Raw genomic sequence first — 16,384 nt, forward strand, 5'->3', positions numbered from 1 at the left:
CTATGATACGACTTGGATACTCCTTGTTAGGTAGAAGTAACTATTTGCTAAAATTTAACAAACAACACCGCAGTACTCAGTAAGTTACGTTTTGTAGTTAGAATCCAATAGTTTACTTCTACCATGGTTCGGTCACGATGTCCCTGCTATCAACGTTGATACGCAACGAACTTCTTACCTTGTTATAAGGAGGACATTTTTGTCGTGAGCAACTATATCTGGGTTCCAATCGTAGTAGGGGTTCTTGCTGTGGTCTTCGCTGGCTATCTGGCCAGTTATGTATTGCGCAAAGATACAGGTACCCCTGCCATGCAAAAGGTAGCAAACGCCATTTTTAAAGGGGCCATGGCGTTTCTTAACCGTCAGTATCGCACCATCGCTCTTCTTTCACTGGTGGCCGCGGTAGTCGTCGCAGCTGTTCTCTACCTCCTCAGTAATGGAGACGCTGCCACGAAGTTTGATCTTGCATGGCGCACGGCGATAGCATTTCTAATCGGCGCACTCTGTTCAGGCGTTGCTGGTTACATTGGCATGTATGTTGCGGTAAAATCTAATAGCCGCACGGCCAGTGCCGCCACCCGCAGCCTGGGCGAAGCCTTGATGGTTTCGCTACGTGGAGGTGCAGTCTCGGGTTTCCTGGTAGTGGCCCTCTCTCTACTGGGTGTATCCTTCATCTTTTTGCTCTACAGTATCGGCAATAGCATCGATAAGGTGCCTTCCCTGATCGTTGGCTTTGGTTTTGGGGCTAGCTTTGTGGCGCTTTTCGCGCAGCTGGGTGGTGGAATTTATACCAAAGCGGCCGATGTAGGAGCCGATCTGGTAGGTAAAGTCGAAGCGGGCATCCCGGAGGATGATCCGCGCAATCCAGCGGTCATCGCCGACCTGGTGGGCGATAACGTTGGTGACTGTGCCGGTCGTGGAGCCGATCTCTTCGAGTCGACGGCGGCCGAAAATATTGGTGCGATGATCCTGGGTGTCGCACTCTACCTGGCCACCAAGAATCCTGGCTGGATTCTCTTCCCCCTGGTGGTACGTGCCTTTGGCTTGATTGCTTCCGCGATTGGTCTCCTCTACATCAGACCAGCTGTAGTAATTGAACCAGACAAAGCGGCCGGGCGCGATCCTGGCGAAATCGCGATGAAGCAGCTCAATATCGGCTACTATATCACCTGTGCGATCTCGGTGATTGGAGTCTTCCTGGGCAGCTACTTGATGCTCGGCGGTCAAGCAGTACACTCTAACACGCTGCCTGCCTGGGTCTGGTTTGGCCTGGCCGGTACCGTTGGTATCCTTCTGAGTATTGCTTTTGTTTATATTACCCAGTATTACACCGCTGGCACCTGGCGTCCAGTACGTGAGATTGCCGGTTCTACACTAACCGGACCAGCTACAACCATCATTACTGGCATGGCGGTCGCTTTTGAGTGTACCGCATTACCAGTTCTGGCCATCGCGGCTGCGCTGGGACTCTCATTCTTCTGCGGCAGCCAGGTAACTATTCCTATCAGTACCGCGATCAACCCTGGCGTCATCAACGTTGGCGGTATTTTCGGAACAGCTGTGGCGACGATGGGCATGCTGATGAGTTGTGCCTATATCCTTTCCATGGATACCTTTGGCCCCATCACCGATAATGCCGGTGGCATTACCGAGATGGGTGGTGAAGCAGAGTCGGTCCGCGATATCACTGATGCACTGGATGGCGTGGGCAATACGACCAAAGCCCTGACCAAAGGTTATGGCATTGGTTCGGCCGCCCTGGCAGCCTTCCTGCTCTTCAGTGCATATCTGGATGTACTCTACTCCTATAAGAAATCACCGTCGGTGTACCGCGTTGACCTCGCCAATATTGAGGTCTTCATTGCGGCCCTCATCGGCCTGACCTTGATCTTCTTCTTCAGCTCCCTGGCTATTCGCGCTGTAGGAGATGCGGCCAAACGCATGATCGAGGAGGTGCGTCGACAGTTCCGCGAGAATCCTAAAATCATGGCGGAACGGGTAGAGGATCGGGTCGATCCTGACTATGCCCGTTGTGTCGATATCAGTACGCGTGGTGCTCTAAAGGCCATGATTCTACCAGGTATTGTGGCTGTCTTCACGCCTGTTCTGATTGGCGTTATTCTAGGTCCTCAGGCAGAGGCGGGCTTACTAATGGTAGGGACGATGGGCGGTGTCGTGCTGGCACTGGTCCTTAACAATGGCGGCGGCGCCTGGGATAATGCGAAAAAATATATCGAGGCTGGCTATTTGCGTGTGAATGCAGATGGCGAGATGGTAGATCGCAATGATCCCAGTGGCACGGTATTAGGTAAGAATAGTGAAGCCCATAAAGCCAGCGTGGTTGGCGATACGGTCGGTGATCCTTTCAAGGATACAGCCGGTCCTTCGCTACACGTGCTAATCAAGCTTTTAAGCACTATTACCCTGGTACTCGCACCGTTGTTTATCGCGCTCCACCCTTAATCCTAACCTCAATCGCTTCATGAGACGTTCCTGATGCTCAGAAAAGAGCACCAGGAACGCCTTTATTTTGCCTGATTTGCAGCGAAAAATTCCCCCAATTCGTTAACTCATGTAAAGAGAGGTCAGGGCCTCTCCTTTTTTACGAGACAAATCACTATATTTTCCGCTTTGTACATCCGCCCCGGCATATAAATCATTGAGGCAATATACGAAATATAAAAAGGAGGAATGATGGATCATTCATTGTTCCAGCAGAAGACATATCAACCCCGGTGGCTCTTTTTATGTCTGCTACTTTGTCTGACACTGGCAGGCTGTACATCACAGTCGGTTACCATAAGTATCGGTGGGACTGCCACCCAGACAAACTCGAATGTGACCGCTATAAGCAGCTCTAATGCTAAATCAGGAGCGCAGGGCGTTAAGCTGTATATTGAACCTGATGCAGGAGAACAGGTCATCACCACGGCTATTAATGGCGCACAGAAGTCGGTCTGGCTAGAAATGTATCTGTTGACAGATAAAAAAGTTATCAATGCCCTGGAAAATGCGGCCCACCGTCAGCTTGATGTGCGCGTTATATTAGAGACGCATCCCTATGGGAGCGGCTCGGTTTCGCCGACACAGACCATGGATCAATTACAGGCGGCCGGCATTAAAACGCAGGCTACCAGCCCGGATTTCGCTTTAACCCATGAAAAAGGGATGATTATCGATGGGCAGACGGCCTTTATTATGACCAGCAATTTTACCAACGCGGCCCTGGGTAACAGCAAATATACCCTCAATCGTGAATACGGCATCATCGATACCAATGCCCAGGATGTAAAGACGGTACAGGATATCTTTACGGCTGACTGGAATCGCCAACCGTTTAAACTAAATAATCCACGCCTGGTCGTCAGTCCACTAAACTCGCATGCGACCTTCCTGGCGCTGATCCGCGGCGCAAAAAAATCTCTCGCCATTGAAGCTGAAGAAATGCAGGATAGTCAGGTAGAGCAGGCCTTGACCACAGCTGCCAGCCACGGTGTTCATATTCAGGTAATTCTACCCGCTTCGTCTTCCAGCGATAGCAATAGTGAAGGCATCTCTATTATCAAGCAAGCTGGGGTACAGGTAAAGCAGGATCAGCGTCTCTATATGCACGCGAAAATCATTATTATCGATCAGCAAAAGGCCTTTGTTGGCTCGGAGAATATCTCTACAGCTTCCCTTGATAAAAATCGTGAGCTCGGCATTGTTGTCTCAGACGCAGCAGTCCTCATGGCTTTAGGCCGCACATTTCAAACCGACTGGTCCACATCTCAAGCAGCCTGATCACTACACCATAAATATCAATGTTTGAGCGCCGTGGGTAGCAAAAGAAGTGAAGCGGAGAGCCCTGTTATAGCCATAATTATAATGGACATGATCTTATAGATCATGATAGGATACATCCAGCAACCAGGATGTCAGCTACTAATAGCTTGATAACACACTTCACACAAAATTTTAGCGGTTTGGAGCAAAAATCTGCTCCAACATTCTTAGTGCAAGGAGTTTTATGATGGTTACTGAAGTCGCTGTTTTTACCGCACTTTCCGGCAAAGAAGAAGAGCTAGGTCAAGGTATTATCCAGGGCATCGAGTTTATTCGACAACATCCAGAATGCATTTCAGCCAACGCGACCCGTTGCGTTGAAAAACCAGGACGCTATATGCTTAGCGTTGTCTGGTCTTCACTTGAAGCCCACGTCAACGATTTTCGCAATGGCCCCCTGTTCGCACAGTGGCGCGCCCCTATTAGCGGCCTGTTTGAAGAAAATCCAGAAGTTTACCACTATCAAGCTTACTAAAAAGAATTAGTATAGACAAGGCACGATACAAAAACTTTTGGCAGGAGAAAAGAGTATGTCAGATGTCCATGATGGGCGAGCAGAGAACGAGCAGATAGAATATGCTGCGCATTCGTTGGAACCAGCGGAGGGGAAGGATGAGGAGGAACAGCTAGAAGCCCACGTAGCGGAGCTGCGACATCGGATTGAAGAGGCGAATTATCAATATTTCGTCAATGACAATCCAGTGTTGACAGATGCCGAGTACGATCAATTGATGATTGAGCTCCAACGAATCGAACGTGAAAATCCTGAGCTACAGACACCTGACTCCCCCACGCAGCGTGTGGGTGCAGGTCCCGTCCAGGATGTTCCCCAACATTTACATCCTGTACCAATGCTCAGCCTGGCAAATGCACGTAGTGAACGGGAGCTCCTGGATTGGCACAGGCGAGCACAAAATATTTTGCCTAATGCGACTTTTAGTTATGTCTGTGAGCTAAAAATCGATGGCCTGGCGATGGCCCTGACCTATGAGCAGGGACGACTGGTAACCGGCGCTTCGCGTGGCGATGGCCTGATTGGTGAGGATTGGACGCCCAATGTGCGTACTATCCGCACTATCACCCATAAATTGCGCGGCAAGCGCGTGCCGCCTAAAGTTGAGGTGCGTGGCGAGATTTATATGCCAATCAAGAGCTTTGAACAGCTCAATGAAGACATGAGTGATACGCGTTTATTTGCGAATCCCCGCAACGCTGCGGCCGGTTCACTACGCCAGAAAGATCCACGCATTACCGCCACGCGCAACCTGAGCTTCTTTGGCTATCAGATTGGCTACGTTGAGGGGATGCGCATCAATAGCCACTGGGAGACGCTAGAGCTGCTTAAAGAATGGGGCTTCCCCGTCAATCCAAATGTGCAATTAGTCCATAATCTAGAAGATGTTATGGCGTATTGCAATAAATGGGAGAAAGAGCGCTTTAATCTGCCCTATGAAATCGATGGTGTGGTTATTAAGATCAATGATCTATCCCACCAGGAAGAACTGGGAACCGTTGCCCGTGACCCACGCTGGGCGATCGCCTTTAAATATCCACCCATCCAGGTAGCAACAAAACTCCTGGACATCCGCGTGAACGTTGGTCGCACTGGCTCGCTCAACCCCTGGGCAGTGCTGGAACCAATCAATATCCGCGGCGTGACGGTCTCGCGGGCATCGCTACATAATGAGGGCGATATCCAGCGCAAGGACTTACGTATCGGCGACTGGGTATTGGTCCAACGCGCTGGTGAGGTCATTCCCCAGGTCGTCAAACCAGTTGTAGAACGGCGCACCGGGCAGGAAGAGGTCTATCATTTGCCTGAGCGCTGTCCTTTCTGTGACACACCCATTATTCGTATTCCAGATCAGGCTATGGCCTACTGCCCCAATAAAGAATGTCCAGAACGCATTCTGCAAAGCGTGATACACTTTGTCTCCAAGGGCGCGATGGATATCGAATCAATCGGCGAGAAGATGTCTGAGCAGCTTGTCAATGCCGGTTACATTAAAACCCTCTCGGACTTCTATCACCTGACCGAGGAGCAACTTCTAGCCCTTGAGGGCGTGAAAAAGAAGAGCGCGGACAATATGCTTACCGCCATTGAGGCCAGTAAAAAACGACCTTTCTGGCGCGTCCTCTTCGGTCTGAATATTCGCTATATCGGCGAGAAATCGGCCCAGTTGCTGGCCAGTGCTTTTGGCAACATTGATGCCTTGAAGCAAGCCAGTGCTGAAGAGATCATTAAAGTGCCCGGCGTTGGGCCTGAGATCGGTCAGAGCGTCTATAGCTGGTTACAAGATACTGATAACCTGGCCCTGATAGAACGGCTGCGTGCCGCAGGCCTCACGCTGGAAGAAGAGCGAGTTGAGATCACTGGACCCCTGGTAGGCCAGTCATTTTTGCTGACCGGACGCCTCCAGGCGATGACGCGCGGAGCGGCGGAAGAGGCACTCATACGTCTGGGTGGCAAGATCGCGACCGGCGTCAGTAAATCACTCACCCACCTGATCGTTGGCGAGGATCCAGGTTCTAAACTGGCAAAAGCACAAAAATCTGGCGTCGCCATTCACGATGAGGAGTGGTTGGTTAATCTACTCAACGAGCATGCTGAAGCTTAAGCACAAAAAGGAGGGATGCGGCCGTCCGGGCCGCATCCCTCCTTTTACTTTTGATGATTATTCAGGCTGGTAACAAGCGAGATGCGGGCAAGAAGTGAGGCGCGCCCTGCTCCAGTCCTACCACATAGGCACCCTGAAATTTCTTCACCACCGTTGCACCGCTACTATCTACCTCGGTGCTATTCATGATAACACTCACCTTATAATTGCCATTATCGATTGGAGAGACATCAGTAATGGTGACATCATCATGTTGGGTCTGTGTAAAACCAGCAGAAAATTGGTCATATGGGTGAGCATCTTGATAGGCTTTTGTCCAATGATTATAAGCATCCTGATAATTGCTTTGATTAATGTCATCAAAATAGCTCGTTACCAAATTCCTGGCGTTATCGGCGGTCACAGTTGCCGCAGTAGGGGTAGCAGTTGGCTGGGGGGTGGGTGAAGGCGCTGGAGTATTCGTAGGCGCTGGCGTTTGGGTCACCACTGGCTGAGAGGCCTGCCCGGACAAGCTCGCAATAACGCGTGGACCAAAGATAACACCAACCACACATAGTGCTACGACAATAAAGATCGCCAGCAACCAGCCTGGCCAGGCCGAAGGCTTACGTGGCTCCAGGTACTGATGGAAAGCCGTATCGACTTCCTGCGGCTCATAGTGCTGCCCTCTCTGGAATTGATCATATGCATTGGAGGCGACGGGGTAAGAGAGATTACCATGGGGAGTTTGCCCTGGTCCAGCAGGCTGCGTGTAGACAGCACCACCTTGAAGGTTATTGGATTGATAAGATGCCGCCTCATTGGGTAGGCTATTATAAGGGGTATTGAGCGAGTAACCCGGCCGTTGCACATTAGCAGGAGCATAATTTGAACCAGGGGGTAGCGAGGTCGAGACAGGATAATTATTTGGATAAGAGTTACCTGCACCAGAGAGGGGGCGCGAGGTTGGAGTCGACAGTTCTGTATATAATCCCTGCGACAGGGCATTAGAGATGCCAAGGACCTGGCGCAAGGCCTCTACCATCTCACGTGCGGATTGATAGCGAGCCGCCGGGTCCTTAGCGATAGCTTTCTGGACCACGGCATTAAGAGCCGGCGAAATAGTAGGGTCCAATTGTAACAGGGATGGGGGCTGATCGTTGATATGCATGGCGGCAATAAAGAGAGGAGAGCCACCCTGAAAAGGGACTCGGCCAGTGAGCATCTGGAAAAGCACGATCCCTAATTCGTAGATATCAGCACGATAATCAACATTACGTCCCTGTACCATTTCAGGCGCCATATATTCAACGGAACCCAGGAATTGGCCAACCGCCGTCAAAGAGGGATCTGAAAGGTCGCTAACGCTACTATCCCGCGTAATGCGCGCAATACCAAAATCAACCAGCACCAGGCGGCCATCCGCATGAAAGAGCATATTGCCTGGCTTAATATCGCGATGCACAATTTTATGCTCATGGGCATATTGCAGGGCGGAGCCTGCCTGCTCGATATACTTAAATGCCTCTAAAGGGGATAGACGGCCCTTCTCCTCCAGTAACGTACGTAGACTGCCGCCCTTAAGATACGGCATCACGAGATAGGCTAATCCATCTTGCTCTGCATACTCATAGATCGGCAGAATGTTCACATGATCAAGCTGAGCAATAACATTGGCTTCACGGCGAAAACGCGCCAGAAATTCCTGGTGGGCTTCAGAATATATGCCAGCTCCTGATCTTAAAACTTTGACTGCTACATCACGTACTGGACGTGTCTGGTGAGCAAGATAGACCATCCCCATCCCACCAGAGCCAATTACACGCTCCAGCACACAGGTCCCGAGCTGTTTACCGATGAGGTGATCACTACTTTCCATGAAAAATATCCACTTCTTTGACTTGTTCTATCTGCTAACACATACAAACTACTGGTATCCTCACCTGCTACCCTCTTACCTCCATAGACGCAGTATCTAGCTATTATTTGCCTGCCAATCAAGTATCTGAATATAATAACCCGGCGGGTTAACGAATTCGCCTCTGTATATGGAGTGAGCAGGTGACTTAGTTGCCTGCTCACTCCATACTCAAGCACCGCGGGTATTTCGCCTGCCTTATCGCTTGTCTGTAAGTTACTGAATCAGACGTATTTCATTTCAACGTAGCGGGCACGCAACGCATTGACCTGTTCTTTGACATTTTTGCCGCGTACACTCTCGTGAATCAATTGGGCTAGCTCACCCATCGCCCGCTCATCCATGCCAAAGCGCGTCATCTCGGGAACTCCGATCCGCAGACCCGAAGGATTACGTGGATCAGCATCACCAGGGATCATATTATAATTCAGGATGATATCGCTCTCCTCAAGGCGTTTGGCTACGGCGACTCCTCCACCCCATTGAGCGACATTGACCGCGATCATATGGCTCTGGGTATAACCAAATTCACGGGCTTCAACCGGTGTGCCTAATTCATCCAGGCTACGACCCAGGGCCTGTGCATTACGCACGATCTGGGCGGCATATTCACGTCCATAACGCTGCATCTCACGGGTCGCGACCAGTAAGGCGGGAAGCGTATGCAGATGGTGGTTGCTCGATGAACCTGGGAAAACGCCTCGGTCGGCGGGCTGCCAGTATTTTTTGATGGCGGCGGCATCACTCAGGTTTGACAAAATAATACCACGCTGAGGACCTGGAAAGGTTTTATGAGTACTTCCGGTCATCCAGGTTGCACCCTCTTGTAATGGCGACTGAAACTGACCGCCAGCAATTAATCCCAGCACGTGGGCTCCATCATAGAGGACTGGTATATCTTTTGTTTTACAGAAAGCTGCTATCTCTGAGACCGGTTCTGGAAATAAGAACAGGCTCTTTCCTAGAATGACCAGTTGTGGATTGAGCTGATCGATCAGCTCAATCGTCTTCTGAGCATCTACGTGATAGCGATCTTCGGTCAACGGTAGATAATGGAGCTGAATGGAATGCTCACCACCGACTTTGAGCGATTGGCCACGGCTCTGGATACGACGTCCAAACACACCCACCGCGCCATGACTGATATGTCCACCTGCGTCGGTCGAATTAGCAATGACGGTATCGCCACCACGCAGGATGCTCAGGGCCAGGGCGGTATTTGCCGCGTTACCACTGATCGGACGCACGTCCGCTTGCCTGGCACCAAACAGTGTCAGCAATTCCTGCTCGGCCATGCGCTCAATTTGATCGATATAGCGCGTGCCCTGATAATAGCGATTGACCTGATCACCCTCATTAGGATGACCTCTGCATAGCGCCCCATAAAATCAGAGGTCTGTACCCGCCGCACCGCCTCGCTCGGAGTATTTTCGCTGGCAATTAAATTGATTGCCAGCGTCTGACGCCATGTATCCTGTTGTTGAATAATAGCCTCAATGTCATGTATGTCAATTGTCATGATATAAAAACTCCCTTCTGCTAACCACATCGAACAAATATGTTTTCAGTATAGCACACCATTTTCATGAAAAAATACCATTACAGACGACAATAACAGGCCCTCTAACAGACTACTTAAAAGCCATCGTCAACGCCACTCACTCGACCATTAAATAGTTAAAGAGAGCCTGCCGATGATATTAAAAACAAGGTACAAATATATACAATGGATGGAGAAGATCATAGGCATATATTTCTCGTTTTGATAAATTAGTAGATCTATCAAAATACGAATATTCCTTGATATATAAAGCATAGGACGTTGTGCCAGTAGAAATACAGGTCGGCTACCTTGCCCAGAGGCAAAGTCAGGGCTGTTGCACATGCCCATAAAATAAACTGTACAGCAAATAAGTAAAAACACAGAAAATAACGGCAGATATATCACGATACTGTGATTTGATGTGCAGTTGAACATGTTGCATAATTTTGATATACTAGGTCTACACCTACGAAATGAGAAGGGATAAGTGCACAACTTTTTCTCTGTACCGCAAACAGCCATTCGCGTGGCCGCATCGCACCGGTGGTCTGGTCTATGGCAGACCTCCTCCGCATTCGTCTAATCCAGGCCATTGCTGCGTAGAAACTCAGGAGGATTGGGTTTTATGAAGGTTTATCAGGCGGAACATATTCGCAACGTAGCGCTCATTTCTCACGTTGGAGCTGGCAAAACCTCCCTCATTGATGCTGCATTATTTGATAGTGGTGCAGTGACTCGCCAGGGCAAAGTAGATGAGGGGACATCCGTCGTCGACTATGATCCCGAAGAAATGAAACGACGCATGTCCTTGCAGGTTAAAGTCTTGCCAGTTGAGTGGAAAGATCATAAGATCAATTTTATTGACACTCCCGGCTACCCCGATTTCGTTGGTGAGGTGAAGGCGGGCCTGCGCGTTGCCGACGCGGCCCTGATGGTGGTCACTGCAGAAAAAGGGGTCGAAGTAGGTACCGAACTTACCTGGCACTATGCCGATGAACGCCAACTTCCTCGTATCGTCCTGGTCAATAAACTCGACCGCGAGAATACCTATTTTGAACAGGCCCTGGCTTCGCTGCGCGATCAATTTGGCATGAAGGTTGTTGCACTACAAATCCCCATTGGAGAGCAGGCAACTTTTAGAGGCGTGGTTGATCTGGTAACACGCAAAGGCTATACATTTGAGGGTGGCAATCAAGTACAAGAAATTCCAGTTCCCGCTGAACTAGATGCGCAAATCACAGCGTATCGCGACCAATTAATCGAGGCTGCTGTGGAGAGCGATGACGCCATCATGGAGAAATTTTTGGATGGCGCCACACTCAGCACTGAAGAAATCAATTCTGTCATTAAGAAAGGCACCCATACCGGCACGATTATTCCAGTCTTATGTGGCTCGGCTGGCAAAAATATTGGTGTCCAGACGTTACTGGATACCATAGTGAATTATGTTCCCAGTCCCCTGGATGTGGTGGCTGAAGACACAGCCGCCTTTGGTAACAATGTCTCCGCCTTTGTCTTCAAAACCGCCAATGCTCAGGTAGGTACTATTTCTTCTTTCCGCGTCTTTAGCGGGACGCTCAAATCGGATATGCACCTCACCAATGCACAGACCAAAGCTGATGAGCGTATGAGCCAGCTGGTCATCCAACATGGGAAGACACAAGAGCCTGCGACAGAAGTTCCTGCCGGAGACTTTGGCGCGGTCGCCAAGCTGTCAAATAGCCATACCGGTGATACGCTAACCAGTAGTAAAGAGACCACAAAATCCCTGGACCCCATTAACCTACCACTGCCCTGCTATACAGTTGCGGTTGTGCCGCATAGCCAGGCTGATCTGGATAAAATGAGTAATGCCCTGGGGCGCATCGTTGAGGAAGATCGCACCATCCGCGTCTCACGCGATCCCGAGACCGCTGAAGTACTGCTTTCCGGTATGGGCGAAACCCATATTCAAATCCTGGTCGAAAGCATGAAACGTAAATACGCGGTCGACCTTCTGACACATGATCAACGAATCTCGTATCGTGAGACCATTCGTAAAAAGGCCCGCGCTAACGGCCGCCATAAGCGTCAGAGTGGTGGACATGGACAATTTGGCGATGTGTGGCTGGAGATCGAGCCTTTGCCACGCGATAGTGAGCACACATTTGTGTTTGAGGATAAGATCGTAGGTGGTGTGGTGCCCGGTCAATTTATTCCTGGCGTCGAAAAAGGCATTCGCGAATCGCTCAAGCGTGGCTTTCTATCCGGAAATCCAATGGTTTATGTCAAGGTGGCCCTGGTAGATGGCAAATACCATCCAGTTGACTCGTCTGCACAGTCCTTTGAGGTTGCGGCCTCACTGGGGATGCAAGAGGCCGTGCCTCAGGCTAATCCTGTGCTCCTTGAACCAATCATGAATGTGACCATTGAGGTGCCGGAACAAAATATGGGCGATGTTATGAGCGACATAAACACCAAACGTGGCCATGTCATGGGCATGGAATCGCTTGAAAATGGGATGCAGCGTATCACGGCCGCCGTTCCACAGGCGGAGATGCTGCATTATGCCACCGATCTGCGCTCTATTACCCAGGGACGCGGCTCCTTTAGCATGGAGTTTGCCCAATATGCCGAGGTGCCGGCAAACGTCCAGCAGGATATACTCGCACAGCACAAGAAACAAGAAGAGGCAGCCCACAAATAATTAGTCTCGGAAGCGAGAACGGTACTTTCTTTAGTTGGAGAAAGTACCGTTCTCGCTTCCTATGCGGCATTTCCATCTTTAGCGCACGCTACGCAGATGTTGACGCATACTACGTGTATTGAGTACATAAAAAGCAAGGGCGATCAGGATCAGCAGGCAGGCCACTGCGCACACACCATTCCATTGCGCCATACTCCAGCCAACGGTGCCCAGAATAGAACCTAATGAACCACCGATAAAGTAGACAAACATATAGACGGTATTCAAACGGTTGCGTGCCTCGGGCTGTAAACTGTAGACGCGCGCCTGGCTGGAGATCTGATTGGATTGGGTACCCAGGTCGAGCAAAATGGTGCCTACAATCAAACCAAAGAGCCACTGCCCGGTCAGCCACATGATCACAAAAGAGACAAGAATAATTACCAGACCCATACCATTGGCCAGGCGTGGATCGCGGCGATCGGCAAACTTTCCGACAAATGAAGCTGCCAACGCTCCGGCCACTCCCACCAATCCAAACAAGCCAGCGACTTCACTCCCAAAGTGATAGGGCGGGGTCGCCAGGAAGAATGAGAGCGCAACCCAGAAGACACTGAATGCAGCAAAGGCCAATGCACCAAAGAACATTGTCTCGCGCAACACCGGCTCGTCTCGCACCAGTCCCCACAATGAACGCAGCAATTGTGGATAGCTCATAGAGCCTTTCTGCGCACGGTCATCTGGCAAAAGGACACGCATAAGCACGGCAAGCAGGATCATCATGATTGCCGCGATCCAATACATAGCACGCCAGCCAAAATGGGCTGCCACCAGACCACTGACAGTACGTGCCAGCAAGATACCTATCAACAGGCCGCTCATGACGGTGCCAACAACCTGTCCACGAGCCTTTACGGGAGCCAGGCTGGCTGAATAAGGGATAATTAATTGCGGGACTACGGTAGTCACACCAACCAGGAAACTGGCAACCCCTACTAGCAAGATTGATGGAGCACTGGCCATGACAATTAAAGCCAGGGTGACCGCAATCAACATGCCTACGATCAACTTCCGCTGATTATATTTATCTCCCAATGGAATAATAAATAACAGACCACAGGCATAACCAACCTGACTCATCGTTGCAATAATTCCCATTTGATTGGCCGAGACAGCGAACTCACGGCCCATATTTGCCAGTAATGGTTGTATATAATATAGATTAGCGACCGAGGCTGCGCAGGCAGCCGCCATAATCAATACTAATTTTCTATTCATAACTGTCGCAGGCGCGCGCTCCTGCGACTCTTCAGCCACATCAGGACTTCTTACGTCGATTAGCTCTTTATCCAAGCCATAAATTCCTTCCTCAATATGCAACATCCATCAACTTCAATACAACAAAAAAAAGACCCCATTTTATTGCATCTCTTCCAACTTAGAGGGCCAAAAAGGCTCAGGCGTGCCAGCACCCGAGCCTTTTTAGATATAAGTTGCAATTAATCCCATGCATCATCCAGTTGTTCTTCTGGATGACACATGGGATCAAGCTAATAGCTATGCAGTGGATTTCTAATCCTCTAGATTCAGCCAGCGTAGCTCTTCTGGTGTCAACTCCACAGTCAAAGCAGGCAGTGAAGTGCGCGTCTCAGACAGTAGGCGTGGGCCAATCAAGGGGAATGTGGGGAATGGTTGGTTCAGGACATAGGCGAGGGCAATATTAATTGGCAAGACCCCGCGCTCCTGTGCCATTTGATTCACACGCTCCAGGCGCTTGAAGTTGTCTTCGCTATACCAGCAACGCACCAGTTCGGCATCTGAATGATCATCTGGATGCGCTCGACCGGTAAAGAAGCCACGGGCCTGGCTCGACCAGGGCATGATCGGCATCTGGGTCTGCTCTAACCAGGCACGCGATTTCGCATCGGAGGCGGCAATACAGCCAGCCCAGACAGGATCAACCATACGTGCCAGGCTAAAGTTATTGCTCATGGCGGAGAAACCACTTAAGCCGTGGGCTGCTGCCCAATCATTGGCCTCTTGCAAACGCTCAATCGACCAGTTAGAGGCGCCAAACGCACGCATGCGTCCAGCGTTCTTGTGCTCATTGAGAACAGTGATAAACTCGCCCACCGGAATGTCAGTGTTGTCACGATGCATCATGTAGACATCGACATAATCGGTCTGCAAGCGATCCAGGCTCTGCAAGAATTGAGAGGTAAGGGCCTGAGGATTACAATGAGGTGTATGCGCCCCTTTGTCCAGTATCACCACCTGATCGCGCAGGCCACGATTTTTGATCCATTGTCCCAGCATCTTTTCACACAGGCCACCACCATAAATGTAGGCGCTGTCGAAACAATTGCCACCCTGCTCAAAGAAATCATCGAACATCACGGAGGCATGCGGCCAACTGGTCTGGTTATCCACGCCCATCACCAGGCGCGACACAGGCTTCTCTACGCCAGCAATACTGCCATATTTCATAATATGCTGTGGCCGCACAGCCAGAGCTCGTTTATGAACCGGGAGTTGTTGATCGGGTCCCTGTGGCTGTTCGGATGGATAGCTCAGGCCAAGCGCAGCGCGCCACTGATCCAGGGTACGTATATTGCCCAGCGTATCTTCCCAACTCATGGTTGGCGATTGACGCTCGGCCAGATGTGCCGCCACCGTATCAGCTTCCGCTCCATAGAGATCCTGGGTTTCAAAGCTATGCTCGGTCACCTCACCGTTATGCTTCACAATAACTTTGGTAGTCTGGCCTGCCCCCGGATTCCAGGGTGTTGGCAAAGTGATCGAACCCTCTGAACCATAGATGCGCACTTCATTCTCGGCATTAACGCGTACACCGGTCATAAGTTGGGCTACAATACCGCCAGGAAAGGCGAGCGAGGCTACAGTATATTCATCCACATGGCTGGCTTCGCCAATATGGCCAGTAGCGGTAACGCGCGTTGGATCAGCGAACGGTTTGCCAATAGCAGCCCCAGCCACCAGGCGAGCGATGGAGGCACAATAGCAGCCAACATCTAAAATACCGCCGCCACCAAGTTTATCATTTAACAGGCGACCTTCCAGATTATTGCCAGCATTAAAAGCAAAGGTTGCCTGAATGACCCGCACATCCCCAATCGCCCCACCACGAATCAATTCCACCACCTTAGCAATCTGGGGATGACCACGATACATAAAGGCTTCCATCAAAAAAACATCATTGCGCTGTGCTGATTCAATAATTGCCATAGCATCGGCATGATTGAGAGCGATAGGCTTTTCACATAACACATGTTTCCCGGCCTCAGTGGCCTTAATCGCCCATTCAGCATGCATCGGATGAGGAGTTGAAATATAAATAGCTTGCACATCACTATCGGCAAGCAAGTCTTCATAGCTACCATAACGCCGAGACACATTCCATTTGTCTCCAAAACGATCGGCGGCTTCCTGGGTACGGCTTCCAACGGCCAGAAGTGTTCCTGTCTTTGAGCTTGCCAGGCCTTGCGCAAAGATGCCCGCAATGCGTCCAGCGCCAAGGATACCCCAGGTTAGCGTTTGACTCATGATAATCCTCCAAACCAATGTGAACCCTGATGATCAATGTGTCAATCTCGTCATATCTGTGGCATCCACTCCAATCAACACAAATACATATCCCAATCTGCACCAATCCTGGTTACACCACAGTATGATCAAGTCAAACAGGCAAAAATACAGGATCAACCTTGATCTATGCATTTTACTTTCACTACCTATTCCGAATGAAATATTCGGCTTTTGACTTGTTTTGGATGGTTATATCACGAAATCAGTCTGTGCGTCAAATTGTATGTAGC

General features: G+C 50.2%; 10 protein-coding genes. 5 read left to right on the top strand and 5 right to left on the bottom strand.

The genetic code is table 11. The annotated features are described in order from the left end of the window. The first annotated feature begins 204 nt into the window (after positions 1-204). From EL645_RS05370 to ligA, 4 genes are all read left to right on the top strand, one after another. Positions 205-2,463, top strand: a complete 2,259-nt coding sequence (locus EL645_RS05370) for a sodium-translocating pyrophosphatase (protein ID WP_126549069.1) — start codon at positions 205-207, stop codon at positions 2,461-2,463. A gap of 228 nt (positions 2,464-2,691) precedes the next feature. Next, entirely contained in the window at positions 2,692-3,783 is a 1,092-nt protein-coding gene (locus tag EL645_RS05375) for a phospholipase D-like domain-containing protein (protein WP_126549070.1), read from the top strand. A 226-nt stretch (positions 3,784-4,009) separates the two neighbouring features. Next, positions 4,010-4,300, top strand: coding sequence for a putative quinol monooxygenase (locus EL645_RS05380; protein ID WP_126549071.1), 291 nt, complete (start codon positions 4,010-4,012; stop codon positions 4,298-4,300). A 55-nt stretch (positions 4,301-4,355) separates the two neighbouring features. Further along, positions 4,356-6,443 (top strand): NAD-dependent DNA ligase LigA, encoded by a 2,088-nt coding sequence (ligA, locus tag EL645_RS05385; RefSeq protein ID WP_126549072.1) that lies wholly within the window; start codon positions 4,356-4,358, stop codon positions 6,441-6,443. A 61-nt stretch (positions 6,444-6,504) separates the two neighbouring features. Here the strand turns inward: ligA and EL645_RS05390 are convergent, their stop codons facing one another. The 3 genes from EL645_RS05390 to EL645_RS40705 form a co-directional block, all read right to left on the bottom strand. Further along, entirely contained in the window at positions 6,505-8,301 is a 1,797-nt protein-coding gene (locus EL645_RS05390; protein ID WP_126549073.1) for a serine/threonine protein kinase, read from the bottom strand. Between the two features lie 263 nt (positions 8,302-8,564). Then, entirely contained in the window at positions 8,565-9,653 is a 1,089-nt protein-coding gene (glyA, locus tag EL645_RS05395; RefSeq protein WP_218032041.1) for a serine hydroxymethyltransferase, read from the bottom strand. Continuing rightward, the gene (locus EL645_RS40705) at positions 9,614-9,859 is read right to left on the bottom strand and encodes a hypothetical protein (protein WP_218031744.1); all 246 of its coding nucleotides are present in this window, start codon (positions 9,857-9,859) and stop codon (positions 9,614-9,616) included. Before EL645_RS40705 ends, glyA begins: the two co-directional genes overlap by 40 nt. Positions 9,860-10,508: 649 nt before the next feature. On the opposite strand from EL645_RS40705, the gene fusA reads away from it, so the two are divergent. Then, complete coding sequence (fusA, locus tag EL645_RS05400) at positions 10,509-12,569, top strand: elongation factor G (protein ID WP_126549074.1); 2,061 nt, start codon at positions 10,509-10,511, stop codon at positions 12,567-12,569. A gap of 78 nt (positions 12,570-12,647) precedes the next feature. Here fusA and EL645_RS05405 read toward each other — a convergent pair whose 3' ends face one another. Beyond that, entirely contained in the window at positions 12,648-13,901 is a 1,254-nt protein-coding gene (locus EL645_RS05405) for an MFS transporter (protein WP_246035283.1), read from the bottom strand. Positions 13,902-14,120: 219 nt separating this feature from the next. Then, the gene (locus EL645_RS05410) at positions 14,121-16,112 is read right to left on the bottom strand and encodes an aldo/keto reductase (RefSeq protein ID WP_126549076.1); all 1,992 of its coding nucleotides are present in this window, start codon (positions 16,110-16,112) and stop codon (positions 14,121-14,123) included. Between the last annotated feature and the right edge of the window lie 272 nt (positions 16,113-16,384).

Origin of the sequence: Dictyobacter kobayashii, from assembly GCF_003967555.1 — a bacterium.
Lineage (GTDB): Bacteria > Chloroflexota > Ktedonobacteria > Ktedonobacterales > Ktedonobacteraceae > Dictyobacter > Dictyobacter kobayashii.